Origin of the sequence: Paludibacterium sp. B53371 (assembly GCF_018802765.1) — a bacterium.
Taxonomy (GTDB): Bacteria; Pseudomonadota; Gammaproteobacteria; order Burkholderiales; family Chromobacteriaceae; genus Paludibacterium.
The window spans coordinates 2,863,803-2,888,269 of sequence record NZ_CP069163.1; the positions used below are offsets into that span (position 1 = coordinate 2,863,803).

The window sequence follows — 24,467 nt, forward strand, 5'->3', positions numbered from 1 at the left end:
AACTTTCTCTCAAAATGAATGAAAACTATAACGAAAAACCGGCGGCAAACCAATCGCCTCAGCGCTGGGTTCCCATATGGGCCAGTTTGTCGGCAAAACGCAGCCGTTGCACCGGAGTGCGCAGCCGCTGGGCACGCACGATGCTGATCAGATCCAGCCGTGCACGCTCAAAATTCTCATTGACCACCATGTAGTCGTATTCCGGGATCATGTCGATCTCGTTGCGCGCCGAGGCCAGACGGCGCTCGATGACCTCGGGACTATCGGTTGCCCGGCCGCGCAGGCGGCGCTCCAGCTCTTCGATCGAGGGCGGCACAATGAAGATGCCCACCGCCTCGGGGAAGACCTTGCGCACCTGGCGCGCACCCTGCCAGTCGATTTCCAGCAAGATGTCCTGACCCTCGGCCAGACGCGAGCGGATCCAGCCGCTACTGGTGCCGTAATAATTGCCGTACACCTCGGCATACTCGAGGAAATCACCCTGGCGGATCATGGTCTCGAACTCGGCATGCGAGATGAAGTGATAATGCTTGCCGTCGATCTCGCCTTCACGCGCCGCACGCGTGGTATGGGAGACAGACAGGCAAACGCTCGGCTCGGCCTCCAGCAGGGCCGCGACCAGCGAAGTCTTTCCTGCCCCGGAAGGGGCCACAACGATGAAAATCGTGCCGCTTGCCTGTGTCATGATCAGCCGCAACACCCAGTAAAAATATAATTTTTCAGGATATCACAAATCGCTAACCGATGGAATCCAGGCAGGTATTTTCACGTCAAAGTTTAGGAAAATCACCAACTTACCGCTTAGAATCACGCCCTTTGTTGTTATGCAATGACGTAGAGGGAGCGAATACCAATGCAGTTACTGGAAAGTTTTTTCAAACTGAAAGAACACCATACCACGGTCAAGACGGAAGTGCTGGCCGGGTTTACCACTTTCCTGACCATGGCCTACATCGTCCTGGTCAACCCGCTGATCCTGTCCTCGACCGGCATGGACCTGAACGCCGTCTTCGTCGCCACCTGCCTGGCTGCCGCGCTGGGTACCGCCATCATGGGCCTGGTGGCTAACTACCCGATGGCCCTGGCCCCGGGCATGGGTCTGAACGCCTACTTCACCTTTACCGTCGTCAAGGGGATGGGCGTGCACTGGCAGGTCGCCCTCGGTGCGGTCTTCATCTCCGGCCTGGTCTTCCTGGCGGTCAGCCTGTTCAAGGTACGCGAGGCCATCGTCAACGCCATTCCGCAGTCGCTGAAATTTGCCATCTCGGCCGGTGTCGGCATGTTCCTGGCGATCATTGCACTGAAGAACGCCGGCGTCGTCGCCGCTCATCCGGTGACCTATCTGACGCTGGGTGACATGCACAATCCGACCACCCTGCTGGCCATCTTCGGCTTCTTCCTGATCGTGGCCCTGGAATATCGCCGCATTCACGGTTCGATCATCATCGGCATTCTGGTCGTCACCGCGCTGTCGATCCTGTTCGGCCTGTCGAAGTTCGAAGGCATCGTGGCCCCGGTACCGAGCATGGCACCAACCTTCATGCAGATGGATCTGCATGGCGCGGCCAACATCGGCCTGCTGGGCGTGGTGTTCGTGTTCTTCTTCGTCGACCTGTTTGACACCACCGGTACGCTGATCGGCGTCTCGCACCGCGCCGGCCTGCTGGACAAGGATGGCAAGCTGCCGCGCCTGAAGCGCGCCCTGCTGGCCGACTCCATCGCCATTACCGCCGGCGCCGTGATGGGCACCTCGTCCACCACCGCCTACATCGAGTCGGCGGCAGGCACTGCCGTGGGCGGCCGTACCGGCCTCACCGCCACCGTGGTCGCCATCCTGTTCCTGGCCTGCCTGTGGTTGTCGCCGCTGGCCAAGACGGTACCGGCTTATGCCACCGCGCCGGCATTGTGCTATGTCGCCGTGCTGATGGCTCGCGGCCTGGCGGAAATCGAGTGGCACGACCTGACCGAATCGGCCCCGGCCGTGATGACTGCACTGGCCATGCCGTTCACCTTCTCGATTGCTGACGGCATCGCCTTCGGTTTCATCAGCTACGCCGTGATCAAGATCCTGGCTGGCCGCTACCGCGATCTGAAACCGGCCGTGGTCATCATCGCCGCCCTGTGGATTTTCAAGCTGGCACTCTTCTGATTGGGTACAATGACGGTATGGAAAATCTAAGCAACCTGGATTATGCCAGCTACCTCAAGGGCTGGATCCGTACCGTCCCCGATTGGCCGCACGAAGGCGTGATGTTCCGCGACATCACGCCCCTGCTGCAGAACCCGAAATCCTTCCGGGTGCTGATCGATCTGTTCGTGCACCGCTACATGTCCGAACAGGTTGACCTGATTGCCGGGCTGGACGCACGTGGTTTCATCATCGGCTCGGTACTGGCCTATGAACTGAACATCGGCTTCGTCCCGATCCGCAAGAAGGGCAAACTGCCCTACACCACGGTGGCCGAAGAATATGTGCTGGAATACGGCAACGCCACGGTCGAGATGCATACCGACGCCTGCAAGCAGGGCGACCGCGTGGTGCTGATCGACGACCTGGTCGCCACCGGCGGCACCATGATCGCCGGCTACAAGCTGCTCAAGAAACTGGGCGCAGATGTCCTGGAAGCCGCGGCGATCATCGATCTGCCGGAACTGGGGGGCAGTCAGCTGATCCGTCGGGAAGGGCTGCCGCTATTTACCGTGTGCGAATTTGAAGGCCTGTGAGCCAGCCGGAAAAGAGCCGCCGCCAGGCGGCTTTTTTCATGCCATAAAAATCCTTGCTGCACTCGCACAAATGACATTGTTATTTTAACCACCCCTGCTACATAATGACTTGAGCTCATTCCAATCAGGAGTCAAGTCATGACCCCCGTGCGCAAGCCGTCCGCCAATCCCAAATCCGTCGCCCTGATCCTCGGCGGGGGCGCACCCAATGCCACCCTGATGGCAGGCGCGCTGGAAGCCTTTATCGATCGCCAGGTACGTTTCGAACTGATCTCGACCTCGGGCGCAGGAGCCCTGATTGGCCTGCTCTACAGTGCGCCCAGATCGGGCGATCCGCGCGCCGCCCTGCGGGCCCTGATCGACATGGGGGTGGATGACGCCATTTATGCGCAGTTTCCCGTCAACTACAAAGTGTTCAACAAGCCCGGCCTGCTGGCTGATTTCTGGCGCCAGCTGTGCGCGGCCAATCCGCTGCTGGCCGCACTGAGGCAACAACAGGACAGCAGCGAGGCGGCACGTTTTGTGAACGACTGGACGCAACTGATGCTGGCCTCCCTGTGCCCGAGCAATCTGAGCGCAGACAGCACCGGCCTGTGCGCGCACGTCCCCTTCATCGACAGTGTGGTGGACTTCGACGCCCTGGCCGACAGCGGTCCGCAGTTCTATCTCAGTGCCTACAACCTGAGCCAGCGGCGCATGGACAGCTGGGACAAGACCGAAATCGGCAAGGCACAGTTTCTGGCCGCCATGTCCTTCCCCTTCCTCTATCCGCCCTACCTGCTCAATGGCGACTACTACATCGAAGGCGCCGCACTCGACACACTGAATTTCAAGGGGCTGTTCCAGCGTCATACCGCGCCGATCGACAGCGTCGTGGTGTTTGACGTGCTGGGCAGCGAGCGCATTCTGCATCCGCCGCGCGACCTTTACGACGCCTGGGTGCAGTCGATCATCGTGCCACTGACCGAACTGGCACGGGATGACCTGAAGCTTTTCCAGGCGCTGCACAATGTCGATCCGGCCACTGGCAAACCACGTTGTGAACTGCTGCGGGTCAATTTCGAGGAGCGCATGAGTGCCAGCGACAACCTGCACGAACTGGACTGGTCGCACAGCAATCTGGCACGGCTGTACGACATTGGGTATGAAACCGGCCATGCATTCTGCAAGCAGCATGCCGAAGCGCTGGGGCTGTAAATGAAAAAACCCGGACAGAATCTGTCCGGGTTGTCATCTTGCCGATCAGCCGCGATCAGTCACCCAAAGTGGCGACCAGGATCGCCTTGATGGTGTGCATGCGGTTTTCAGCTTGTTCGAACTGCAGGGCCATCGGCGACTCGAAGACGTCTTCGGTCACTTCCACGCCGTCCAGACCGAAGGTCTCGAAGACCCACTGACCGATCTTGGTTTCCTTGTTGTGGTACGCCGGCAGGCAGTGCATGAACTTCACGTTCGGGTTGCCGCTGGCCTTCATCAGCGCCATGTTGACCTGATACGGCTTCAGCAGGTCGATACGTTCCTTCCAGGCCGATTCCGGCTCGCCCATCGACACCCAGACGTCAGTGTGAACGAAGTCGGTACCCTTCACGGCTTCGACCGGATCTTCGGTCAGCGTGATGCGGGCGCCGGTTTCAGCGGCGATCTTCTTGCACTCGGCAACCAGTTCGTCGGTCGGCCACAGGTGCTTCGGCGCACCGATGCGTACGTGCATACCCAGTTTGCAACCGATCACCAGCAGCGAGTTACCCATGTTGTTGCGGGCGTCACCCATGTAGGTGTAGCTGATCTGGGACAGCGGCTTGTCGCTGTTTTCCCACATGGTCAGCACGTCGGCCAGCATCTGGGTCGGGTGGAATTCGTCGGTCAGACCGTTGTACACCGGCACACCAGCGTAGGCAGCCAGTTCCTTCTCAACCATTTCCTGGCTGAAGCCACGGTATTCGATGGCATCGTACATGCGGCCCAGAACGCGGGCGGTATCCTTCATCGATTCCTTGTGACCGATCTGCGAGCCGGACGGGCCGAGGTAGGTCACGTGCGCGCCCTGGTCATAGCAGGCCACTTCGAACGCACAGCGGGTACGGGTCGAGGTCTTTTCGAAGATCAGGGCAACGTTCTTGCCCTTCAGGTGTTGCTGCTCGGTACCGTTGTACTTGGCGCGCTTCAGGTCACGGGCCAGGTCCAGCATGTAGCGGATTTCACGCGGGGTGAAGTCCAGCATCTTCAGAAAATGACGGTTGCGCAGATTGAAAGCCATGTATCGCTCCTAAAGCTGTTGATTGCTGACTACCGGGCGTCAAAAGGGAGTGGCGGGCGTTTTTGCTGCCCGAGTGCCACTCCCTGCACCCTATTCGGATTTAGATTTTTACTTCGTCGCGGATCAGCGGGCAGGTCATGCAGTGACCACCACCACGGCCACGGCCCAGTTCGGCGGCCGGGATCTCGATCACTTCCACACCATGCTCGCGCATCAGGCGGTTGGTATGGGTGTTGCGGTCGTAAGCCACGACCACACGACGGTCCAGGGCCACGACGTTATTGCCGTCATCCCACTGTTCGCGTTCGCGCTGGTAAGCGTCGCCACCGGTTTCCAGGGCGCGGATTTCGCTCAGGCCCAGGGCTTCGCGAACCACTTCCAGCAGATGCTTGCCTTCGTGACGCTCGAAGCGGACTTCACCGGCCTTGTCACCCTGGTACATGCTGGTGCAGACGATTTCGTCGACCACGTCCGGGAACACCGAGATGAGATCGATGTCGAGGAAGCTGAACACGGTATCCAGGTGCATGGCACCACGGCTCTTCGGCATCTGGCAGGCGATGACGCGGGTCGCGCCGCCTTCCTTGCCCAGAATGTTGCGAGCCACTTGTACCACGGCTTGCGGGCTGGTGCGTTCGCCCATGCCGATCAGGACCACGCCGTTGCCGATCGGCATCACGTCGCCGCCTTCCAGGGTGGCCAGGCCATAATCCGTGTCGCTGTCGCCCCACCATACGTTCACCTTGCCGGCAAAGTACGGATGGAACTTGTACACAGCTTGCAGCAGCAGGGTTTCCTGGCGGCGAGCCGGCCAGTACATCGGGTTCAGGGTCACACCTTCGTACATCCAGCAGGTGGTATCGCGCTGGAACAGAATGTTCGGCACAGCCGGCAGCACGAAGTCGGAACGATCCAGATAGCCACCGAACAGGCCCTTGGCGTCGAACGGCAGTTCGAACTTGGCGATACCGCCAATCATGTGTTCAGCCAGTTGAGCAGACGGCATTTCATCCAGCCAGGCACGCAGTTCCTTTTGCATGCCGATGCCGACGTTGTCGGCCTTGACCTTGCGATCCAGCACCCAGGCACGACCGGCCTTGTCATCCATCACCTTGGCCAGGGCATCCATCAGCTCGACCACTTCAATGCCACGCGAACGCATTTGTTCGACGAAGAAGGCATGGTCTTGCTGCGCACGCTCAACCCAGATCACATCATCAAACAGCATGCTGTCACAGTTGCCCGGGGTCAGACGCTTGTGCGCCAGATTAGGACGGCTGACGAGAACACTTCGCAGCTTGCCGCATTCAGAATGGACACCAAACTTGGTCATGTTGCACTCCTTGGACTTACATCCAAATTGGTTTTGGCGATCACCGCCCGGCGACCGCTTTGCGGGGTGTAGATTGCGGCCAGGAAACCGCATTTCCCGGCGCACATGGCTGGCCTGAAGGCCCGGCTCATGCTCATGGCAGCAATATTATTAAATAATGAAACGTTAAGATAGCCGTGACTCAGCTTGAAGATAGCAGACCATCATGACTTTACGACTTGATCAATCACAGATTTATTCAATATAGATAGCGAAAGCCTGTTTTCCACGTACAAAAACCGGCCTGTTTCCCACCAGAGAAACCGTCTATTTACCCTTGAATTTCATCCACTTAGGCTAGACCAAAGACTCAAACACTGCACAAAGGGACAGGCAGGCTTATTCACGCCGTCATTCGCTGCAGTGCACCAATCAGCCGGAATGACGCATAAAAAAAGCGACCCGAAACAGATATTCCGGGTCGCATTTGGGCAAGACAAAAAAGCCGCTTTTTATTTGCCCTGCATGTCCTTGGCCAGGAAGAAGGCATCGGAGAAGAACTCGCTCTCCGGCAAGCCGCGCTCGGCGATAAAGCTGCGATGCGCGGCCTCGACCATCACCGGCACGCCGCAAGCGTAAACCTGATGGCCGGACAGGTCGGCAAAGTCATCCAGCACCGCCTGATGCACGAAGCCGGTCCGGCCGGTCCAGGCGTCTTCGACACGGGCTTCCGACAACACCGGCACAAAGCGGAACAAGTCCGGATGCGCTGCCTGCCACTGCTCGGCCAGGGATGCCATATAGAGATCCGGCTTGGTACGGGCGCCCCAGTAGAGCACCATCGGACGCTGGCTGCCGGTGAACAGGGCATGCTCGACAATCCCCTTGATCGGGGCAAAGCCGGTGCCACTGGCCACCAGAATGATCGGCTTGTCCGAGTCTTCGCGCAGGAAGAACGAGCCCATCGGCCCCTTGAAGCGCATGATTTCGCGCTCCTTCATCTGATTGAACACATACTCGGAGAAAGAACCGCCAGGCTGGTGACGGATATGCAGTTCGATGAAGGCATCATCGTGCGGGGCATTGGCGATGGAGAAACTGCGCGACTTGCCATCTTTCATCAGGATGTCGATGTACTGGCCGGCCATGAACTGCAGACGCTCTGAAACCGGCAATTTCAGGCGCAGCACTGCCACGTCGTGGATTTTTTCGATGGTTTCGACACGGCACGGCAGGGTCTTGATCTGAATCTGGCCGGCGCTGCTGAGCACGTTGGCCTCGATGGTGAGATCGCCTTGCGGACGGGCACAGCAAAACAGCGTGTAGCCCTGCACACGATCCTGCTCCGACAGCGCCGAATCGGCATATCCTTCGGTGCTCACCTCGCCACTGACGACCTTGCCGCGGCAGGCACCGCAGGCGCCGTTGCGGCAGCCGTACGGCAGGCCGATATTCTGGCGCAATGCCGCCTCAAGAATGGTTTCGTGCGCTTCGACACCAAACTCATGCCCACTCGGTTGCACTTTGACTTGAGATACCATCTTGCCCTTACCCTGAATTCGCTAAAATATTGAGCATGCAAACATTACTGATAGCCGGCCTGGGCGATGTCGCCCGCCGTGCCATACCGCTGCTGCGCGGTCACTGGCGGATCGTGGCGCTGGTACGCGGCGCCGATCAACAACGTCGCGCCCGTGAACTCGGCGTCCTGCCGGTGCTGGCCGATCTGGACGATGCCCGCAGTCTGCGACGTCTGGCCGGACTGGCCCAGGCGGTACTGTACACCGCCCCGCCGCCGCTGCACGGCCAGCAGGATCCTCGCCTGGTTAAGCTATTGTCTGCGCTGAGAAAAACCATCAGCATACCACAGCGTTTTGTCTACATCAGCACTTCAGGTGTCTACGGCGACCAGCAAGGCAGAAGGGTGACGGAATGTACGCCGCTGGCCGCCCGCACGCCGCGTGCCCTGCGCCGCATTGCCGCCGAAGCCGCCCTGCGCCAGGCCGCACATTGGCCGATGACGGTGACGGTGCTGCGTGCGCCGGGGATTTATGCCGAGGATCGCCTGCCGCTGGACCGGCTGCGTGCCGGCACCCCGGCGGCCATTCGCGAACAGGATGGTTTCGGCAATCACATCCATGCCGATGATCTGGCACGACTGTGTGTACGGGCGCTGCGACGAGAAGGTGGGATCAGGGTGTATAACGCCTGCGACGATCTGCCCCTGCCCTTCGGCGACTGGTTCGATCTGCTGGCCGACCGCTTCGGCCTGGCGCGGGTGACACGTCTGCCGATGGCCGAACTGCTGCAGGTGCTCAGCCCGATGCAGGCTTCCTTTCTGACCGAATCGCGGCAACTGGACAATGGCCGGCTCAAGCGCGAGCTGGGCGACGTGCTGCAATACCACACGGTGCATGATTTTCTGGCGGTCGCGGACGATGCCCTCGCCCTGCAGGCCAAGTTTCGGTAACATCAGCTGTTTTTCGATTTTGGCGCTCAATACGATGGAAAACCCGGATTTTCAACGGCATATTCGCAGCTTTGTCCTGCGGCAAGGTCACCTGTCTGCAGCGCAGAAGCGCGCCATGGACGAAGGCATGCCGCGCTGGGGCATCGAGTATCAGCCGGCAGTGCTCGACCTGACGCAGGCGTTCGGACGCAGCGCGCCCAAGATTCTCGAGATTGGCTTCGGCATGGGCACGGCCACGGCGGAGATCGCCGAGCAGAATCCTGACCGCGATTATCTCGGCATCGAGGTACACTCCCCCGGTGTCGGCAACCTGCTCAAGCTGATCAATGAGAAGCAACTGAGCAATCTGCGCCTGATCCGCCACGATGCAGTCGAGGTCATCGACAATATGCTGGCCGATGGCTGCCTGGACGGCATTCATATTTTCTTCCCCGATCCCTGGCCGAAGAAGCGGCACCACAAGCGCCGCCTGATCCAGTCGCCGCTGATTGCCAAACTGGCCACCAAGCTGCGTCCCGGCGGCTATCTGCACGCAGCCACCGACTGGGAGGAGTATGCCCAGCAAATGCTGGAAGTGTTCAGCGCTGAGCCGCTGCTGGCCAATAGTGTCGCCGAAGGCTATTCGCCGCGGCCGGATTACCGCCCGCTGACCAAGTTCGAGCTGCGCGGCATCCGCCTCGGTCATGGTGTCTGGGATGTGATTTTCCAGCGCAAGGGCTGAGTGTCCTGCCCAGCAAAACCATGCCGCTCGCAGCCAGACTGCCAGCGGCATTTTTCACGCCTTTGCCTCAGGGGCGCCGCAGCAGGCGATGGATATCTTCTACCAGTTCATAGGGCTCGACCGCTGGCTCGAAGCGCTTGACCAGCCGCCCCTGCGGATCGATGAGGAATTTGGTGAAGTTCCACTTCACCGGCTGCGGGTAGTCGCCGGCGGCACCGGTCAGCCATTGCCACAAGGGGCTGGCCCCCGGGCCGTTGACCTCACATTTGGCCATCACCGGGAACGTCACGGCAAAGCGCGTCTGGCAAAAGGAGACGATGTCGGCATGACTGCCCGGCTCCTGCGCACCGAACTGGTTGCAGGGAAAGGCCAGCACGCTAAACGGCGACAGACTGAAGTGCTGCTGCAGCTCCTGCAGGCCGGCATATTGCCGTGTATAGCCGCACTCGCTGGCGGTATTGACGACCAGCACGACCTTGCCGGCATAAAGCGCCAGGGACTGCTGGCCACCCTCTCCGGTCTCGGCGCTGAAATCATGGAACGTGGGCATGGCATCTCTCCATCGCGTATAATCCGGTTTCCCGTTTTTCTCAGGTCGTTCCCCATGTTCAACCCAAGCCGTCAGGACGCGCGTCGCTTTTTTTTTGATATCTGGTCGAAGCATAAAGCGCAAGAAACTTTGGCAGATCTCGAACGCCTGACCCTGGGAATCCTGCTGGCGCACCCGGAATATCACCCGATCCTCGACAATCCGGAGCAATATCTGGAGCAGGAATGGCCGCCGGAGCTTGGCCAGACCAATCCTTTCCTGCACATGAGCCTGCACATGGCCATCGAGGAGCAGCGTTCGATCGATCAGCCGTTTGGCATTCGCTCGCTGTATGCGCAACTGGCGCTGCGCCTGGGGGACGAACATGCTGCGCAGCACGCCATGATGGACTGCCTGGCCGAGATGATCTGGCAGTCGCAGCGCAACCACACCCCGCCGGACGTCAACGTCTACCTGAGCGCAGTACGCGCCAGGCTGGGCATGGGCGCGGAAGAGACCCCGCGCCCGACGCTGGACGAACTCTAGCCGCCTGTCCCCGCTGCGTGGACAGGTCCAGCCTCACACCACCCGGTTTTGCAAATTGCCGGCGTAATACGAACTGACATTGTCCACCACCTGCTGTGCCAGCCGTGTCATCGCCTGCTGACTGGCCCAGGCCACATGCGGCGTGACGATCAGATTGGGCAGCGCGACGCGGCTCAGAATGTGGTCTTCCGGCGCCGGCTCGACACTCAGCACGTCCAACCCTGCCCCGCCCAGCCTGCCGCCCTGCAGGGCCGCCAGCAAGGCCGCCTCATCCACCAGTTCGCCGCGGGCGGTATTGATCAGCAGCGCATCTCGACGCATCAGCGACAGCGCCGCCGCATCGATCAGCCCGCGGGTCTCCGGCGTCAGCAAACAGTGCAGCGACAGCACGTCGGCACGACGCAAACCGTCCTCAAACAGACAGTAACCAGGCCTTGGCGTGGAGACGCCCCGGCGCTCGGCGAAAACCACCTGCATGCCAAACGCCCGGGCGCGGACGGCCAGCGCCTGACCGATCCCGCCGGAGCCGATGATGACCAGCGTACGCCCAGCCAGGTCGCGCACGGGCTCGCCATACAGGCAGAACTGGCGCGAACGTGCCCACTCGCCGGCCAGGACGGCCTGGCGGTAGTAGGGCAGATTGCGCGCCAGCGCCAGCATCAGCATGAAGGCATGCTCTGCCACCGTGTCGTCGCCGTAATGGCGGACGTTGCACACGGCAATTTCCTGCTCGTGGCAGGCAGCCAGATCCACATTATTCACCCCGGTCGCGGCCACGGCGATCAGCCTGAGCTTGGGCAATTGCTGCAGCAGTTCACGCCGCAGCGGCACCTTGTTGACGATCAGCACCTCGGCGTCTGCACAACGCTCCAGCAACTGGGCCGGAGCGGTTTCGCCATGACACTGCAACTGGTGGGGGAAGGCAAAGGCAGGCAGTTCGACAGGCAGGCTGTCACGATCGGGAAAAACAATCTGGACGGTCATGCATCGCACCTCGGGTCGGGTCGCAGACCCGGCCCGGGCGGATCTGCCTCAATATTGGTAGGAGACGGTATCGCGGTAGGCGTGCCAGCTGGCGAGAGCGATCAGAGGCATGGTGAACACCAGACCGATCAGGTAGGTCGCCAGGCCGATACCAGTCAATACCACGATGATAGCGGCCCACCATGTCATTGTCTTGATGTTCTTTTGCACCACCCGCAGGCTGATGAGCATGGCGGTCATGGTGTCGACCTCCTTGTCCAGCATCATCGGCACGGCAATGACACTGGCGACGAAAGCCACCAGGGCAAACAGCAGGCCGGCGGCAAAGTAGCTCAGCAAAAAAGCGGCATTGGGCGTGCGCGACAGGTGCAACAGGATGTCGCCAAGGGATGGCAGCATGGCGGCACCAAAAAACAGGGTAAACAGCAGCAGCGACAGCCGGAACCAGCAGAAGGCCAGCACCGCCAGCATGGCCGCATAGAGCGAGATGCCCTGCAGATTGTGGCGCCAGGCCAGCAGACTGCGCCACAGCGAGACCTGCCCGTGCCGCTTGATCCCTTCGCGCTGGCGCGCCAGGTCATACAGGCCGATGGCCATGAACGGCCCGGTCAGCAGGAACAGCGAAGACAAAATCAGCACCACCAGCGGCGTGGCGGAGAAGAAGCCGGTAGCGGCATAGCCCATCAGCACGAAGATCGCCCCATAAAACAAGGCATCGGCCGAGGCGCGCTGCAGATCCTCCAGCGCCAGCTGCAGCCAGTGCCGGATCCGGCCTGGCAGGACTTCGCGAATGATGACGTGCTCGGTGACGGAATCATGGGTCAGCTCCATGGCACCTCCAGAACGGTCGGAAAAGGATGGCTGCTGATTTGATTGTTATGGTTTGGCCGCGGAAAAACAAGCCGCGAATACAACAGGGTAAGCCATGGCCTGCTACAATCCGCTTCGCTTATTCATTTCCACGGAACACATCATGACCACTGAACTGATCATCGAAGACATCACCGTTGGCGAAGGCGCCGAAGCCACGCCGGGCAAGGAAGTCACCGTGCATTACACCGGCTGGCTGACGGATGGCAAGAAATTCGACTCGAGCAAGGACCGCTTTCAGCCGTTCAGCTTTCCGCTGGGGGCCGGGCATGTGATCAAAGGCTGGGATCAGGGCGTGGCAGGCATGAAGGTCGGCGGCGTCCGCAAGCTGACCATCCCGCCGGAACTGGGCTATGGGGCACGTGGCGCCGGCGGGGTGATTCCGCCGAACGCCGTACTGGTCTTTGAAGTCGAGCTGCTGAAAATCGACTGAGCGCGATTCACTGATCACCCGCTTCGGCGGGTGAGGTGTTTTTGAGGCGGGCCTCTGCCGCCGCACGCTTCTTGCGGGCACGGCGGATCAGGTAGATCCCCAGCAGCACCCCGCCGACAGCCAGGGTGAGGATGCCGGCCTGACCGCGGTGGATCCAGGTCAGCAGCACGTCGCGGTTGGCGGCACCGTAATAGCCCATGTACACCCACAGGGGGACCGAGATCAGCGCGGCAAAACCATCGAGCAGCAGGAAACGCCAGTAAGGCACACGGCGGGTCATGCCGGCCGTGATGAAAATCGGTGAGCGCAGTCCGGGCAGGAAACGGGCCACGAACAGCACCCAGTGGCCGTAGCGGGAGAACTGCTGCTGGACGGCACGGAAACGCGCCGGGGTCAGAATGCGGGCGATCGGCCGGAACTTCAGCACCCGTTTGCCCAGCCGGCGGCCGAGCAGGAACATGGCCCCATCACCGATCAGCACACCCAGCATGCCGACGAAGAACATCGTGTGGACATTGGTATACCCCAGACCGGAAATGATGCCACCCGCCACCAGGGTAATATCCTCGGGAATCGGCACACCGAAACCGCACAGCAGCAACACCGTGAACACGGCCAGATAGCCGTAACCGGTGAAGAAGTCGATCAGAATCTGAAGAATATCCATCTACCGTTGCCTGACTCCGCCCTCATGACAAGAAAGTGCTGATGGACAATGCCCCAGCAAGGCAAGAGGAGAATATAATAACACACCTACTGTGACGATACCCCGAACATGACTCGCCCCATTCGCGTTGAGATCAACCTCTCCGCCATCAAGCATAACTACCGCCATTCCCGCCATCAGGCCCCGGGCAGCCAGGCCTATGCCGTCATCAAGGCCAATGCCTATGGCCATGGTGCCATGGAGGTCGCCACTGCACTGGCCGAGGAGGCAGATGGCTTTGCCATGCTGAATCTCGAAGACGCGCTGGCGCTGCGCAAGGCCGGCATCCGCCAGCCGCTCGCGCTGCTGGAAGGCCCTTTCGAGAAGCAGGAAACCATTCTGATGGCCGCACACGGCATTGCCGGCGCCATCCATAGCGAGCATCAGCTGGCCTGGCTGGCCGATGCCCATTTCCGTCATGGCCAGTTTGACGCCTGGCTGAAGGTCAACAGCGGCATGAACCGCCTTGGCTTCCAGCCGCGCCAGGTCCGCCTGGCGCTCCAGCAACTGCGCAACATGCCGGATGTCCAGCTGTCGACCATCATGACCCACTTTGCCAGTGCCGATGACGAACGCGGCGTGGCGGATCAGTGGCAGCGCTTCGAGCCCATCGCCCGTGAATCGGGTCTGGCCGTCAGTGCCGCCAACTCCGCTGCCGTGTTCCATCATCCGCACACTCACTGCGACCGGGTACGTCCCGGCATCACGCTGTATGGCTGCTCGCCGTTCGAAGGGCAGACCGGGCGCGATCTGGGGCTGATTCCGGCCATGACCCTCTCGGCCGACATCATCGCCGTGCAGTACCTGCAGCCCGGCGACAATGTCGGCTATGGCTGCCGCTTCACGGCCGACAAGCCGATGCGCATCGGCATCGTCGCCTGCGGCTATGCTGACGGCTATCCGCGCATTGCACCGAACGGCACACCGGTCAGCATCGACGGCATTCGCTCCGGCACAGTGGGCCGGGTGTCGATGGACATGCTGGCGGTGGACATCAGCCACATCGAACAGGCCGGCGTCGGCAGTCGCGTGGTGTTGTGGGGGGAAGACATTCCGCTGGAAAACGTCGCGGCAGCGGTCGGCACCCTGGCCTACGAGCTGATGTGCGGCGTGACCCTGCGGGTTCCCAAGATCTACGTCTGAGCACCTGAGCGCCCGTCAGTCAGGCCGTCGTCGCGGACAACGGCCTGACCGCTGGCCAGGATCAGGCAGCGGCCGCCTCGATGGCGGCGGCGATGGCGCGAGCCCACTTGTCGGCCAGTTCGGCGGCATCGGCTTCGACCATCACCCGCACCACCGGTTCGGTCCCGCTCGGGCGCAATACCACCCGGCCATGACCGGCCAGTGCGGTTTCTGCCTGAGCCAAGGTCTCCTGTGCCGCCTGCTTCCAGTCCTGGCCTTTGAGGCGGACGTTGATCAGGGTCTGCGGGAAGGGCTGCCAGTCGGCACAGATACCGGCCAGATCGGCGGACAGCTCGCGCAGGCTGTTGAGTACCTGCAGGGCGGAAATGATGCCATCGCCGGTGCTGTGCTTGTCCAGACACAGGATGTGACCGGAAGCTTCGCCGCCGACCTGCCAGCCATTGGCGTGCAGCATCTCCAGCACGTAGCGGTCACCCACCTTGGCCCGGCCGAATTCGACGCCCTGCTTCTTCAGTGCCAGCTCCATGCCCAGATTGGTCATCACGGTACCGGCAATGCCACCCTTGAGTTCACCCCGCGCAGCCCGCGCCTTGGCGATCACATAGATCAGCTGGTCGCCGTCATAAACCCGCCCCGTGCGGTCCACCATCATCAGGCGGTCGCCATCGCCATCCAGCGCGATGCCGAAGTCGGCCTCGTGCTGCAGCACGGCCGCCTGCAGGGTCTTGGTATGGGTGGCCCCTACCTTGTCGTTAATGTTGTAGCCGTTCGGCTCGCCACCGATGACGATGACCTCGGCGCCCAGTTCGTGGAACACCTTGGGGGCAATGTGGTAGGTCGCGCCATGGGCGCAGTCGACCACCAGCTTGAGGCCCCTCAGATCGCGATCATTGGGGAAGCTGCTCTTGCAGAATTCGATATAGCGCTCGGCCGCGCCTTCAATGCGACGGGCACGTCCCAGCCCGGTCGAGGGCTTGGTTTCCAGCGGCTCGTCCAGCATGGCTTCAATTTCCAGCTCAATGCGGTCATCCAGCTTGATGCCGCCTTCGGCGAAGAACTTGATGCCGTTATCGTGGAAGGGGTTGTGCGAGGCCGAGATCATGACCCCGGCCGACAAACGCAATGCGCGTGTCAGGTAGGCAATGCCCGGGGTCGGCAGCGGCCCGGTGAGCAGCACATTGACCCCGGCGGCGGTAAAGCCGGCCTGCAGAGCCGCTTCCAGCATATAGCCGGAAATGCGGGTGTCCTTGCCGATCAGGACCGTCGGATGCTGGTCGCGATCATGATTGACCAGCACGCGGCCGGCGGCATAACCGAGCTTGAGGACAAACTCGGGAGTAATCGGAAACTGGCCGACTTCGCCACGCACCCCATCGGTGCCAAAGTATTTGCGAGACATCGTATTCATCCTGCTCAAGGTTATTCTTGCTGCAACGCGGCCAGCACTTGCAGTGCCTGGCGTGTTGCCTTGACATCATGTACCCGGATCACCGCGGCACCGCGGCGTGCCGATTCCATCGCGACGGCCACGCTGGCCCCGAGACGCTCGCTGGCCACGCGCTCTCCGGTGATGGCACCCAGCATCGACTTGCGCGACAGGCCGACCAGCAGGGGCACACCGGCGCGCGCCTGCAGCTGCGGCAAGGCGCGCAACAGCGCCAGGTTGTGCGCCAGGGTCTTGCCGAAGCCGAAGCCCGGGTCCACCAGCAGACGCTCGCGGGCGATGCCGGCATCCAGGCACAGCGCCACGCGCCGTTGCAGATAGCTGCCGACCTCGTCCACCACATCCTGATAGTGCGGATCGTGCTGCATGGTGTCCGGATTGCCCTGCTTGTGCATCAGGCAGATCCCGGCCTCGCAGTCGGCCATCAGCGCCACGGCGCCCTCGTCTTCCAGCGCCGATACGTCATTGATGAGATCGATGCCGATGGTCAGCGCCTCGCGCATCACCTCGCTGCGCCGGGTATCCAGCGACAGGGGCACACCGCACCCCTGCAGCCGTGCCAGAACCGGCAATACCCGGTCCATCTCCTGCTGCGGGCTGACAAAGGGCGCATTGGGACGTGTCGATTCGCCACCGATATCCAGCAGGTCGGCGCCCTCGGCCAACAGCCGTTCGGCCTGCGCCAGTGCCGCATCGGGCGCGTCGAACCGGCCACCGTCGGAAAACGAATCAGGCGTGACATTGAGAATGCCCATCACCAGGGGACGGGACAGATCAAGCTGGAAACGGCCGCATTGCATCATGGCAGTCAAAATGGAAAGACTGGCGGGGAACCCCCGCCAGTCTGCATGAGAAGATCAGGAAGCCACCGGCGCCAGATCGGCCGGCGGAGGATTGTCGTTCTTGCCCAGTGCCGCCATGCCCTGCGGCGCGGTCGGCACTTCGCCTGCCATGATCTGGTTGATCTGGCCGGCATCGATGGTTTCCCATTCGAGCAGCGCAGCGGTCATGGCTTCCACCTTGTCGCGGTTTTCCTCCAGCAGGCGACGGGCCAGGCTGTACTGCTCGTCGATCACGCGGCGGATCTCCTGGTCAACCAGCTGCATGGTGGCTTCAGACAGATTCTTGTGGGTGGTGATCGAGCGGCCGAGGAAGACCTCGCCCTCGTTCTCGCCATACACCATCGGACCGAGGCGATCGGACATACCGTAACGGGTGACCATGTCGCGTGCCATCTGGGTGGCGCGCTCGAAGTCGTTGGAAGCGCCGGTGGTCATCTGGTTCATGAACAGCTCTTCGGCAATGCGGCCACCAAACAGGATGGCAATCCGATTGAGCAGATATTCACGATCGTAGGCGTAACGGTCTTCTTCCGGCAGCTGCATGGTCACGCCCAGGGCACGGCCACGCGGGATGATGGTGACTTTGTGGACCGGATCAGTCTTGGGCAGCAGCTTGGCGACGACCGCATGACCGGACTCGTGATAGGCGGTATTGCGCTTCTCGTCCTCGTTCATGACCATCGACTTGCGCTCGGCGCCCATCATGATCTTGTCCTTGGCTGCCTCGAAGTCTTCCATGTCGACCAGACGCTTGTTGCGGCGTGCGGCGAACAGGGCGGCTTCATTCACCAGATTGGCCAGATCGGCACCGGAGAAACCCGGGGTACCGCGGGCAATGATGGTGGCTTCGACGTCGGCGGCAATCGGTACCTTGCGCATGTGCACCGACAGAATTTGCTCGCGACCGCGGATATCCGGCAGCGGAACCACGACCTGGCGGTCAAAGCGGCCGGGACGCTGCAGCGCCGGGTCCAGCACGTCCGGACGGTTGGTGGCGGCAATCACGATGACGGTCGTGTTGGTATCGAAACCGTCCATCTCCACCAGCAACTGGTTCAGTGTCTGTTCGCGCTCGTCGTTGCCACCGCCGAGACCGGCGCCACGCTGACGACCGACAGCGTCGATTTCATCAATGAAGATGATGCAGGGCGAGCTCTTCTTCGCCTGTTCGAACATGTCGCGCACACGGGCGGCACCGACACCGACGAACATTTCCACGAAATCGGAACCGGAGATGCTGAAGAACGGGACCTTGGCCTCACCGGCAATCGCCTTGGCCAGCAAGGTTTTACCGGTACCCGGGCTACCGCACAGCAGGATGCCGCGCGGGATGCGGCCACCCAGGCTCTGGTAACGACTCGGGTCGCGCAGGTAATCGACGATTTCCTTGACCTCTTCCTTGGCCTCGTCGCAACCGGCGACATCGGCGAAGGTGACGGTATTGCTGTCCTGGTCCAGCATGCGTGCCTTGCTCTTGCCGAACGAGAAGGCACCGCCCTTGCCACCACCCTGCATCTGGCGCATGAAGAAGACCCAGACGCCGATCAGCAGCAGCATCGGGAACCAGCTGATGAAGATGTTCATCAGCATGCTCGGTTCTTCTTCCGGCTTGGCGGCAAAGCGAACGTTGTTCTTGATCAGGTCATCCACCAGCTGCGGGTCGTAGGGCGCGTAGGTGGTGAAGGTCGAACCGTCGGCACGCTTGCCCTTGAGCCACTGGCCGCGCAGGGGATTGCCCTCGATGGTCAGGTTGGTGACCTTGCCGGATTCGACGTCGCTAATGAACTGGGAATAAACAACCAGGTCCTGTGTTTCCTGCTTTTTGTTGAGCTGATTGAATACCGTCATCAGCACAACACCAATAATGATCCAGATGGCGATATTTTTGCCGATATTGTTCACTCGCGCGGACTCCTCTGTGCCCTACTTGCTGGTTTCCGATTGATTCGGATTGTAACCCCCGGCGCGCTTAATGTCAGCGTCGTCACATGCGACCAAGCGCAATGACAGTATCCACCGGGCTTTCATCGCCACAGGCACGTGCGAAAACTTCACGCGGCATGCCGGATTGTCGTTCCGTTGTCAGATATTGGGCTGAGTAGGCAAATTGCAAGCTCAGCGCCGGCCACGACCCAGCAGATAGACCTCGCTGGAGCGATCGCGCGAGGCCTTGGGCTTGCGTGTCAGCACTTCGCCGAACAGTTCGCGCATGGCTTTCATATAGGCCTGGAACTCGCTGCCCTGGAAAACCTTGACCAGGAAATGCCCGCCCGGCTTGAGGTGATCGCGGGCGAAGTCCAGAGCCAGCTCGGTCAGGAGGAAGCTGCGCGCCTGATCAATACTGCTCATGCCGGAGATATTCGGCGCCATGTCGGAGATCACCAGATCCAGTGCCCGGCCGTCGAGCAGCTCGATGAACTGCTCCAGCACTTCTTCCTCGCGGAAGTCTCCCTGAATGAAGTTCACCCCCGGCACCGGATCCATCGGCAGGATATCCAGGGCGAACACCCGCCCCTGATCGCCGACGATACGCGCCGCCACCTGCGACCAGCTGCCCGGGGCACTGCCCAGATCAGCCAGCACGGTACCCGGGCGAATCAGTTTGTCTTTCTCGTTGATTTCCAGCAGCTTGTACGCCGCACGGGCGCGATAGCCGTCTTTCTGTGCCATGTGCACATAAGGATCGTTCACATGTTCCTGCAGCCAGGCATTGCTGGATTTGCTTCGTTTCATACTGGATGGCTCGTTGTTTCTGGCAAGTGATTGGGATTATGACTAAATTCTAGTAAAATCCGCTTTTAGTCAGGAATTTACCCATACATGAAAATTGAACTTGCTACCTTTGAGCGCCAGTACCTCAAGGGTCTGGCTCATGGTGTCGATCCGGTGGTGATGATCGGCAACCAGGGTCTGTCCGAGTCGGTGATGCGTGAAATCGCCATCAGCCTGGACGCTCACGAACTGATCAAGATCCGCGTGCAGGGCGATGACCGCGACGCGCGCATCGCCATGTTCGAGCAGATCTGTGATCAGCTCGACGCCGCACCGGTACAGCATATCGGCAAGCTGCTGGTCATCTGGCGACCGTCCGACAAGCAGCGCATCGTGCTGCCAAAAAGCAAGAAGGCGCTGAAAGCAGCGCCTTGATCCGCAACGGGCCAGTCGGCCCGTTTTTCATTTCCCGCTGTCGACCTTGATCACGTACACCAGCCCCATCAGGCTCTGCACCAGATAAATCAGGCTGGAGATCGCGTGCCAGGTGCCAAAACCGCCGCCAAACAGGCCTTCTGCCGCCTGGTTCATGTGCTGCTTCAGATTGCTGATGATTGGCGAGACGGCGAACTGGTTGATCACCGTGCACACCAGCATGCCGAACACCAGCCAGAAGGCGGCGGTTTTCAGCCCGCGCACGCCCTCTTTCCAGATGACGTGAACCAGCAGAAAGGTCCCGCACACCAGCCCCACCCAGGCAATAGACTGGAACAGCCGTCCGGCCACCATGCCGGCCGACATGCGATCGAGCAGGGCAAACAGCACCGGCGTCACCAGAATGCCGATGGCCCACATACCGCCGATCCAGAAGGTTTTGGCAACCGCCTTCAAGCCGTCCATGGCATCCCCCGCGTCAGATGTATTGCACTTCCAGCACTTCGTATTCGCGCACACCGCCCGGCGCCATGACTTCAGCCACGTCGCCTTCTTCCTTGCCGATCAGTGCACGGGCGATCGGCGAATTGACCGATACCTTGCCCAGCTTGATGTCGGCCTCATCGTCGCCGACGATCTGGTAGGTGACTTTGTCTTCGGTTTCCAGATCCATCAGCGAGACAGTGGTGCCAAAGACGATGCGTCCTTCGGCATCCAGCGTGGCCGGATCGATGATCTGGGCGTTGGACAACTTGCTCTCCAGATCGGCGATACGCCCTTCGACGAAGGCCTGGCGTTCCTTGGCGGCATCGTATTCGGCATTTTCCGACAAGTCGCCGTGCGAACGCGCTTCGGCGATGGCCTCGATCACGGCGGGACGCTCAACGCTCTTCAGGCGTTGCAGTTCTTCTTTGAGCATTTCTGCGCCACGCACGGTCAACGGGACTTTACTCATTCTTTCTCTCCAGCGGCGGAATGCCCGCCATCATCAAAAACACAAGCCGCCGTACGGGACGGCGGCTTGGCTGCTGCTAACTTTAATGCTGATTGTAACGGCAAATTGTCCGGCATTCAAAGCCCGACGCTTGCATCACCCTGTCAATCAGCGGATTTGATCTCCCAGCAAGGCATGGAGTTCCTGCACGCTGTACACGTCGAAGTCAGCCGCATGCGCCAGACCCAGGCAGACCGCCTTGGCGCCGGCCAGCGTGGTGTGCAGCGGGATGCGCGCCTGCAGGGCAGAGCGACGGATCGAGCGGCTGTCCTGCAGCGCCTGACGCTTCTCGGTCACCGTATTCACCACCAGGGCAATCTCGCCGTTCTTGATCATGTCGACCACGTGCGGACGGCCCTCAGTGACCTTGTTGACGCGCTGAACCACGATGCCGGCATCGAGCAGACTGCGGGCGGTACCTCGTGTGGCGCAAACGCCAAAACCCAGCCGCTGCAGCTCGCGGGCGATTTCAATGACACCGTTCTTGTCAGTGTCGCGTACCGACAACAACACCTTGCCCGACTTGGGCAGCACGTCGCCGGCAGCCAGCTGGCTCTTGACGAAGGCCTCGGCAAAACTCTTGCCCACCCCCATCACTTCGCCGGTCGACTTCATCTCCGGCCCGAGCACCGTATCGACCCCCGGGAACTTGATGAAGGGGAACACCGCTTCCTTGACCGAATAGTAGGCCGGCACCACCTCGCGCTCGACGCGCTGCTCGGCCAGCGAGATACCCGCCATGGCGCGTGCCGCCACCCGGGCCAGCGGCACCCCGGTGGCCTTGGAGACAAACGGCACCGTCCGGCTGGCCCGCGGATTGACTTCCAGCACGTAGATCTCGTCGCGCTGGATGGCGAACTGCACATTCATCAGGCCAACAACGTTCAGGGCGCGGGCCATGGCGATGGTCTGGCGGCGAATTTCATCGCGCAGGGACGGGAACAGGCTGAACGGCGGCAGCGAGCAGGCCGAATCGCCGGAGTGCACCCCGGCCTGTTCGACGTGCTCCATGATGCCGCCGATCACCACCTGCTTGCCGTCGGCCACGCAGTCGACATCCACTTCGATGGCGTCATTGAGGAAGCTGTCGAGCAGCACCGGACTGTCGTTGGACACCTTGACCGCCTCGCGCATGTAGCGCTCCAGATCGGCCTCGGCGTGGACAATCTCCATCGCCCGCCCCCCCAGCACATAGGACGGACGCACCACCAGCGGATAGCCGATCTCGGCCGCCAGGCGCAAGGCCTCTTCCGGGCTCCTGGCGGTGCGGTTTTCCGGCTGTTTGAGTCCGAGCGACTGCAGCATCTTCTGAAAACGCTCGCGGTCTTCGGCGGCATCGATCATGTCCGGCGAGGTGCCGATGATCGGGACGCCATAGCTTTCCAGCGCACGCGCCAGCTTGAGCGGCGTCTGCCCGCCATACTGCACGATCACGCCGAACGGCTGCTCGACATGCACGATCTCCAGCACGTCTTCCAGCGTCAGCGGCTCGAAGTACAGACGGTCCGAGGTGTCGTAGTCGGTGGAAACGGTTTCCGGGTTGCAGTTGACCATGATGGTCTCGAAACCGGACTCGCGCAGACTCAGGGCCGCATGCACGCAGCAGTAGTCGAATTCGATGCCCTGGCCGATGCGGTTCGGCCCGCCGCCCAGCACCATGATTTTCTTGCGCGCCGAAGGCGCGGCCTCGCACTCCTCCTCGTAGGTGGAGTACAGATAGGCCGTCGAGGTCGCGAACTCGGCCGCGCAGGTGTCAACACGCTTGTAGACCGGACGCACCTTCAGCGCCCAGCGCCGTGCACGTACTTCGGCAGCCGGGACGCCCAGCAGGGTGGCCAGCCGGGCATCGGAGAACCCCTTGCGCTTGAGACGGAACAGCGCGTCATGGTCCAGCGCCGCCAGCGACTGGCCGCCGAGCGCCTGCTCTTCGTGGATCAGGTCCTCGATCTGCGCCAGGAACCAGGGGTCGATGTGCGACTCTTCGAACACTTCGTCCAGACTCATGCCGACGCGGAAGGCATCGGCCACGTACAGGATCCGCTCCGGGCCGGGCGCACCCAGTTCGTGGCGGATTTCCTCCGGGTCGGTCGAGCGCGGATCAAAACCGCTCAGACCGGTCTCCAGTCCGCGCAGGGCCTTCTGCATCGACTCCTGCAGGCTGCGGCCGATGGCCATGACTTCGCCCACCGATTTCATCTGGGTGGTGAGACGGTCGTCGGCCAGCGGGAATTTCTCGAAGGCAAAGCGCGGGATCTTGGTGACCACGTAGTCGATGGACGGCTCGAACGACGCCGGGGTAGCGCCGCCGGTAATGTCGTTCTTCAGCTCGTCCAGGGTGTAGCCAACGGCCAGCTTGGCCGCCACCTTGGCAATCGGGAAGCCGGTCGCCTTGGAAGCCAGCGCCGAGGAGCGCGAGACCCGCGGGTTCATCTCGATGACGATCATGCGGCCGTCTTCGGGGTTGATGGCGAACTGCACGTTGGAGCCGCCGGTATCGACGCCGATCTCGCGCAGTACCGCGATCGAGGCATTGCGCATCAGCTGGTATTCCTTGTCGGTCAGCGTCTGCGCCGGCGCCACGGTGACCGAGTCACCGGTATGCACCCCCATCGGGTCGAAGTTCTCGATCGAGCAGATGATGATGCAGTTGTCCTTGCAATCGCGCACCACCTCCATCTCGTACTCTTTCCAGCCCAGTACCGACTGCTCGATCAGCAGCTCGTGGGTGGGCGAGGCCTCAAAACCACGCTCGCAGATGGCGGCAAACTCCTCGCGGTTGTAGGCAATGCCGCCGCCGGAACCGCCCATGGTGAAGCTGGGACGGATCAGGGTCGGGAAGCCGACCTGGCTCTGGGCGGCCAGGGCCTCCTCCATGCTTTGCGCCACAAAGGACAGCGGGCAGGACAGGCCGATCTTTTCCATGGCCTCCTTGAAGCGGCCACGGTCTTCTGCCTTGTCGATGGCCTCTTCGGAGGCGCCGATCAGTTCGACGCCATAGCGCTCGAGCACGCCATGTCGCGCCAGGTCGAGCGCGCAGTTCAGGGCGGTCTGACCGCCCATGGTCGGCAGCAGGGCATCGGGCCGTTCCTTGGCGATGATCTTTTCCAGCACCTGCCAGTTGATCGGCTCGATATAGGTCACGTCGGCCATTTCCGGGTCGGTCATGATGGTGGCCGGATTGGAGTTGACCAGGACGATCTTGTAGCCCTCTTCGCGCAGGGCCTTGCAGGCTTGTGCGCCGGAATAGTCGAATTCGCACGCCTGGCCGATCACGATCGGGCCGGCGCCGATAATCAGGATGCTCTTGATGTCAGTACGTTTTGGCATATTGCACGCTCATCATGG

At 61.3% G+C, this 24,467-nt stretch carries 24 protein-coding genes; 9 read left to right on the plus strand and 15 right to left on the minus strand.

Translation table 11 applies throughout. The features are described from left to right. Positions 1-58: 58 nt before the first annotated feature. Positions 59-685 carry a guanylate kinase gene (gene gmk, locus JNO51_RS13610; RefSeq protein ID WP_215778183.1) on the minus strand — a complete coding sequence of 209 codons (627 nt, stop codon included), beginning with the start codon at positions 683-685 and terminating at the stop codon, positions 59-61. A gap of 168 nt (positions 686-853) precedes the next feature. Between gmk and JNO51_RS13615 the strand changes: the two genes are divergently transcribed. From JNO51_RS13615 to JNO51_RS13625, 3 genes are all read left to right on the plus strand, one after another. After that, positions 854-2,149 carry an NCS2 family permease gene (locus JNO51_RS13615; protein ID WP_215778185.1) on the plus strand — a complete coding sequence of 432 codons (1,296 nt, stop codon included), beginning with the start codon at positions 854-856 and terminating at the stop codon, positions 2,147-2,149. Positions 2,150-2,166: 17 nt separating this feature from the next. Continuing rightward, a complete protein-coding gene (locus JNO51_RS13620; RefSeq protein ID WP_215778188.1) occupies positions 2,167-2,724 on the plus strand; it encodes an adenine phosphoribosyltransferase in 558 nt (185 codons plus the stop codon). A 138-nt stretch (positions 2,725-2,862) separates the two neighbouring features. Beyond that, complete coding sequence (locus JNO51_RS13625) at positions 2,863-3,921, plus strand: patatin-like phospholipase family protein (protein WP_215778192.1); 1,059 nt, start codon at positions 2,863-2,865, stop codon at positions 3,919-3,921. Between the two features lie 55 nt (positions 3,922-3,976). Here JNO51_RS13625 and JNO51_RS13630 read toward each other — a convergent pair whose 3' ends face one another. The 3 genes from JNO51_RS13630 to JNO51_RS13640 all read right to left on the minus strand — a co-directional run bounded on the left by JNO51_RS13630 (position 3,977) and on the right by JNO51_RS13640 (position 7,834). Further along, positions 3,977-4,981, minus strand: coding sequence for an ornithine carbamoyltransferase (locus JNO51_RS13630; RefSeq protein WP_215778195.1), 1,005 nt, complete (start codon positions 4,979-4,981; stop codon positions 3,977-3,979). A gap of 100 nt (positions 4,982-5,081) precedes the next feature. Beyond that, the gene (locus JNO51_RS13635) at positions 5,082-6,314 is read right to left on the minus strand and encodes an arginine deiminase (protein ID WP_215778198.1); all 1,233 of its coding nucleotides are present in this window, start codon (positions 6,312-6,314) and stop codon (positions 5,082-5,084) included. A 491-nt stretch (positions 6,315-6,805) separates the two neighbouring features. Beyond that, positions 6,806-7,834: a CDP-6-deoxy-delta-3,4-glucoseen reductase gene (locus JNO51_RS13640; RefSeq protein ID WP_215778200.1), complete on the minus strand. Its 1,029-nt coding sequence runs from the start codon at positions 7,832-7,834 to the stop codon at positions 6,806-6,808. Positions 7,835-7,869: 35 nt separating this feature from the next. Between JNO51_RS13640 and JNO51_RS13645 the strand changes: the two genes are divergently transcribed. Both JNO51_RS13645 and trmB read left to right on the plus strand, forming a co-directional pair. Beyond that, positions 7,870-8,763 carry an NAD-dependent epimerase/dehydratase family protein gene (locus JNO51_RS13645; protein ID WP_215778203.1) on the plus strand — a complete coding sequence of 298 codons (894 nt, stop codon included), beginning with the start codon at positions 7,870-7,872 and terminating at the stop codon, positions 8,761-8,763. A 34-nt stretch (positions 8,764-8,797) separates the two neighbouring features. Beyond that, on the plus strand, positions 8,798-9,484 hold the full coding sequence (gene trmB / locus JNO51_RS13650) for a tRNA (guanosine(46)-N7)-methyltransferase TrmB (RefSeq protein WP_215778205.1): 687 nt from the start codon (positions 8,798-8,800) through the stop codon (positions 9,482-9,484). A gap of 67 nt (positions 9,485-9,551) precedes the next feature. Here the strand turns inward: trmB and JNO51_RS13655 are convergent, their stop codons facing one another. Beyond that, positions 9,552-10,034 (minus strand): glutathione peroxidase, encoded by a 483-nt coding sequence (locus JNO51_RS13655; RefSeq protein ID WP_215778208.1) that lies wholly within the window; start codon positions 10,032-10,034, stop codon positions 9,552-9,554. 54 nt (positions 10,035-10,088) lie between these two features. Between JNO51_RS13655 and JNO51_RS13660 the strand changes: the two genes are divergently transcribed. After that, positions 10,089-10,559: a DUF1841 family protein gene (locus JNO51_RS13660; protein ID WP_215778211.1), complete on the plus strand. Its 471-nt coding sequence runs from the start codon at positions 10,089-10,091 to the stop codon at positions 10,557-10,559. A gap of 33 nt (positions 10,560-10,592) precedes the next feature. Here the strand turns inward: JNO51_RS13660 and JNO51_RS13665 are convergent, their stop codons facing one another. Then, positions 10,593-11,543 (minus strand): D-2-hydroxyacid dehydrogenase, encoded by a 951-nt coding sequence (locus tag JNO51_RS13665; protein ID WP_215778213.1) that lies wholly within the window; start codon positions 11,541-11,543, stop codon positions 10,593-10,595. Between the two features lie 48 nt (positions 11,544-11,591). Then, on the minus strand, positions 11,592-12,374 hold the full coding sequence (locus tag JNO51_RS13670; RefSeq protein WP_215778233.1) for a DUF2189 domain-containing protein: 783 nt from the start codon (positions 12,372-12,374) through the stop codon (positions 11,592-11,594). A 142-nt stretch (positions 12,375-12,516) separates the two neighbouring features. Between JNO51_RS13670 and JNO51_RS13675 the strand changes: the two genes are divergently transcribed. After that, positions 12,517-12,846, plus strand: coding sequence for an FKBP-type peptidyl-prolyl cis-trans isomerase (locus JNO51_RS13675; protein ID WP_215778236.1), 330 nt, complete (start codon positions 12,517-12,519; stop codon positions 12,844-12,846). 7 nt (positions 12,847-12,853) lie between these two features. Here JNO51_RS13675 and JNO51_RS13680 read toward each other — a convergent pair whose 3' ends face one another. Further along, positions 12,854-13,513 carry a DedA family protein gene (locus tag JNO51_RS13680; protein WP_215778238.1) on the minus strand — a complete coding sequence of 220 codons (660 nt, stop codon included), beginning with the start codon at positions 13,511-13,513 and terminating at the stop codon, positions 12,854-12,856. A 108-nt stretch (positions 13,514-13,621) separates the two neighbouring features. On the opposite strand from JNO51_RS13680, the gene alr reads away from it, so the two are divergent. After that, entirely contained in the window at positions 13,622-14,695 is a 1,074-nt protein-coding gene (gene alr / locus JNO51_RS13685; RefSeq protein ID WP_215778241.1) for an alanine racemase, read from the plus strand. Positions 14,696-14,756: 61 nt separating this feature from the next. Here the strand turns inward: alr and glmM are convergent, their stop codons facing one another. The 4 genes from glmM to rlmE form a co-directional block, all read right to left on the minus strand. Beyond that, positions 14,757-16,094, minus strand: a complete 1,338-nt coding sequence (glmM, locus tag JNO51_RS13690; protein WP_215778243.1) for a phosphoglucosamine mutase — start codon at positions 16,092-16,094, stop codon at positions 14,757-14,759. Between the two features lie 20 nt (positions 16,095-16,114). Continuing rightward, positions 16,115-16,942: a dihydropteroate synthase gene (gene folP / locus JNO51_RS13695; protein ID WP_371822844.1), complete on the minus strand. Its 828-nt coding sequence runs from the start codon at positions 16,940-16,942 to the stop codon at positions 16,115-16,117. A gap of 54 nt (positions 16,943-16,996) precedes the next feature. Beyond that, positions 16,997-18,883: an ATP-dependent zinc metalloprotease FtsH gene (gene ftsH / locus JNO51_RS13700; RefSeq protein ID WP_215778245.1), complete on the minus strand. Its 1,887-nt coding sequence runs from the start codon at positions 18,881-18,883 to the stop codon at positions 16,997-16,999. Between the two features lie 213 nt (positions 18,884-19,096). After that, positions 19,097-19,714 carry a 23S rRNA (uridine(2552)-2'-O)-methyltransferase RlmE gene (gene rlmE, locus JNO51_RS13705; RefSeq protein WP_215778247.1) on the minus strand — a complete coding sequence of 206 codons (618 nt, stop codon included), beginning with the start codon at positions 19,712-19,714 and terminating at the stop codon, positions 19,097-19,099. Positions 19,715-19,801: 87 nt separating this feature from the next. Between rlmE and JNO51_RS13710 the strand changes: the two genes are divergently transcribed. Next, on the plus strand, positions 19,802-20,128 hold the full coding sequence (locus JNO51_RS13710; protein WP_215778249.1) for a YhbY family RNA-binding protein: 327 nt from the start codon (positions 19,802-19,804) through the stop codon (positions 20,126-20,128). A 27-nt stretch (positions 20,129-20,155) separates the two neighbouring features. On the opposite strand, the gene JNO51_RS13715 is transcribed toward JNO51_RS13710, so the two are convergent. From JNO51_RS13715 to carB, 3 genes are all read right to left on the minus strand, one after another. Further along, positions 20,156-20,593 carry a DUF4149 domain-containing protein gene (locus JNO51_RS13715; protein ID WP_215778252.1) on the minus strand — a complete coding sequence of 146 codons (438 nt, stop codon included), beginning with the start codon at positions 20,591-20,593 and terminating at the stop codon, positions 20,156-20,158. A 13-nt stretch (positions 20,594-20,606) separates the two neighbouring features. Beyond that, positions 20,607-21,083: a transcription elongation factor GreA gene (greA, locus tag JNO51_RS13720; RefSeq protein WP_215778254.1), complete on the minus strand. Its 477-nt coding sequence runs from the start codon at positions 21,081-21,083 to the stop codon at positions 20,607-20,609. A gap of 147 nt (positions 21,084-21,230) precedes the next feature. Further along, the gene (gene carB / locus JNO51_RS13725) at positions 21,231-24,449 is read right to left on the minus strand and encodes a carbamoyl-phosphate synthase large subunit (RefSeq protein ID WP_215778256.1); all 3,219 of its coding nucleotides are present in this window, start codon (positions 24,447-24,449) and stop codon (positions 21,231-21,233) included. Positions 24,450-24,467: the final 18 nt, after the last annotated feature.

What these genes read in the sequence shown, in the direction of transcription:
- JNO51_RS13640 (WP_215778200.1), bottom strand. Translation starts at nt 7,834, where the DNA reads ATGGTATCTCAAGTCAAAGTGCAACCGAGTGGGCATGAGTTTGGTGTC.
- folP (WP_371822844.1), bottom strand. Translation starts at nt 16,942, where the DNA reads ATGATGCAATGCGGCCGTTTCCAGCTTGATCTGTCCCGTCCCCTGGTG.
- JNO51_RS13625 (WP_215778192.1), top strand. Translation starts at nt 2,863, where the DNA reads ATGACCCCCGTGCGCAAGCCGTCCGCCAATCCCAAATCCGTCGCCCTG.
- gmk (WP_215778183.1), bottom strand. Translation starts at nt 685, where the DNA reads ATGACACAGGCAAGCGGCACGATTTTCATCGTTGTGGCCCCTTCCGGG.
- JNO51_RS13630 (WP_215778195.1), bottom strand. Translation starts at nt 4,981, where the DNA reads ATGGCTTTCAATCTGCGCAACCGTCATTTTCTGAAGATGCTGGACTTC.
- greA (WP_215778254.1), bottom strand. Translation starts at nt 21,083, where the DNA reads ATGAGTAAAGTCCCGTTGACCGTGCGTGGCGCAGAAATGCTCAAAGAA.
- JNO51_RS13620 (WP_215778188.1), top strand. Translation starts at nt 2,167, where the DNA reads ATGGAAAATCTAAGCAACCTGGATTATGCCAGCTACCTCAAGGGCTGG.
- trmB (WP_215778205.1), top strand. Translation starts at nt 8,798, where the DNA reads ATGGAAAACCCGGATTTTCAACGGCATATTCGCAGCTTTGTCCTGCGG.
- JNO51_RS13715 (WP_215778252.1), bottom strand. Translation starts at nt 20,593, where the DNA reads ATGGACGGCTTGAAGGCGGTTGCCAAAACCTTCTGGATCGGCGGTATG.
- JNO51_RS13670 (WP_215778233.1), bottom strand. Translation starts at nt 12,374, where the DNA reads ATGGAGCTGACCCATGATTCCGTCACCGAGCACGTCATCATTCGCGAA.
- JNO51_RS13655 (WP_215778208.1), bottom strand. Translation starts at nt 10,034, where the DNA reads ATGCCCACGTTCCATGATTTCAGCGCCGAGACCGGAGAGGGTGGCCAG.
- rlmE (WP_215778247.1), bottom strand. Translation starts at nt 19,714, where the DNA reads ATGAAACGAAGCAAATCCAGCAATGCCTGGCTGCAGGAACATGTGAAC.
- glmM (WP_215778243.1), bottom strand. Translation starts at nt 16,094, where the DNA reads ATGTCTCGCAAATACTTTGGCACCGATGGGGTGCGTGGCGAAGTCGGC.
- JNO51_RS13660 (WP_215778211.1), top strand. Translation starts at nt 10,089, where the DNA reads ATGTTCAACCCAAGCCGTCAGGACGCGCGTCGCTTTTTTTTTGATATC.
- JNO51_RS13680 (WP_215778238.1), bottom strand. Translation starts at nt 13,513, where the DNA reads ATGGATATTCTTCAGATTCTGATCGACTTCTTCACCGGTTACGGCTAT.
- JNO51_RS13645 (WP_215778203.1), top strand. Translation starts at nt 7,870, where the DNA reads ATGCAAACATTACTGATAGCCGGCCTGGGCGATGTCGCCCGCCGTGCC.
- alr (WP_215778241.1), top strand. Translation starts at nt 13,622, where the DNA reads ATGACTCGCCCCATTCGCGTTGAGATCAACCTCTCCGCCATCAAGCAT.
- carB (WP_215778256.1), bottom strand. Translation starts at nt 24,449, where the DNA reads ATGCCAAAACGTACTGACATCAAGAGCATCCTGATTATCGGCGCCGGC.
- JNO51_RS13665 (WP_215778213.1), bottom strand. Translation starts at nt 11,543, where the DNA reads ATGACCGTCCAGATTGTTTTTCCCGATCGTGACAGCCTGCCTGTCGAA.
- JNO51_RS13635 (WP_215778198.1), bottom strand. Translation starts at nt 6,314, where the DNA reads ATGACCAAGTTTGGTGTCCATTCTGAATGCGGCAAGCTGCGAAGTGTT.
- JNO51_RS13615 (WP_215778185.1), top strand. Translation starts at nt 854, where the DNA reads ATGCAGTTACTGGAAAGTTTTTTCAAACTGAAAGAACACCATACCACG.
- JNO51_RS13710 (WP_215778249.1), top strand. Translation starts at nt 19,802, where the DNA reads ATGAAAATTGAACTTGCTACCTTTGAGCGCCAGTACCTCAAGGGTCTG.
- JNO51_RS13675 (WP_215778236.1), top strand. Translation starts at nt 12,517, where the DNA reads ATGACCACTGAACTGATCATCGAAGACATCACCGTTGGCGAAGGCGCC.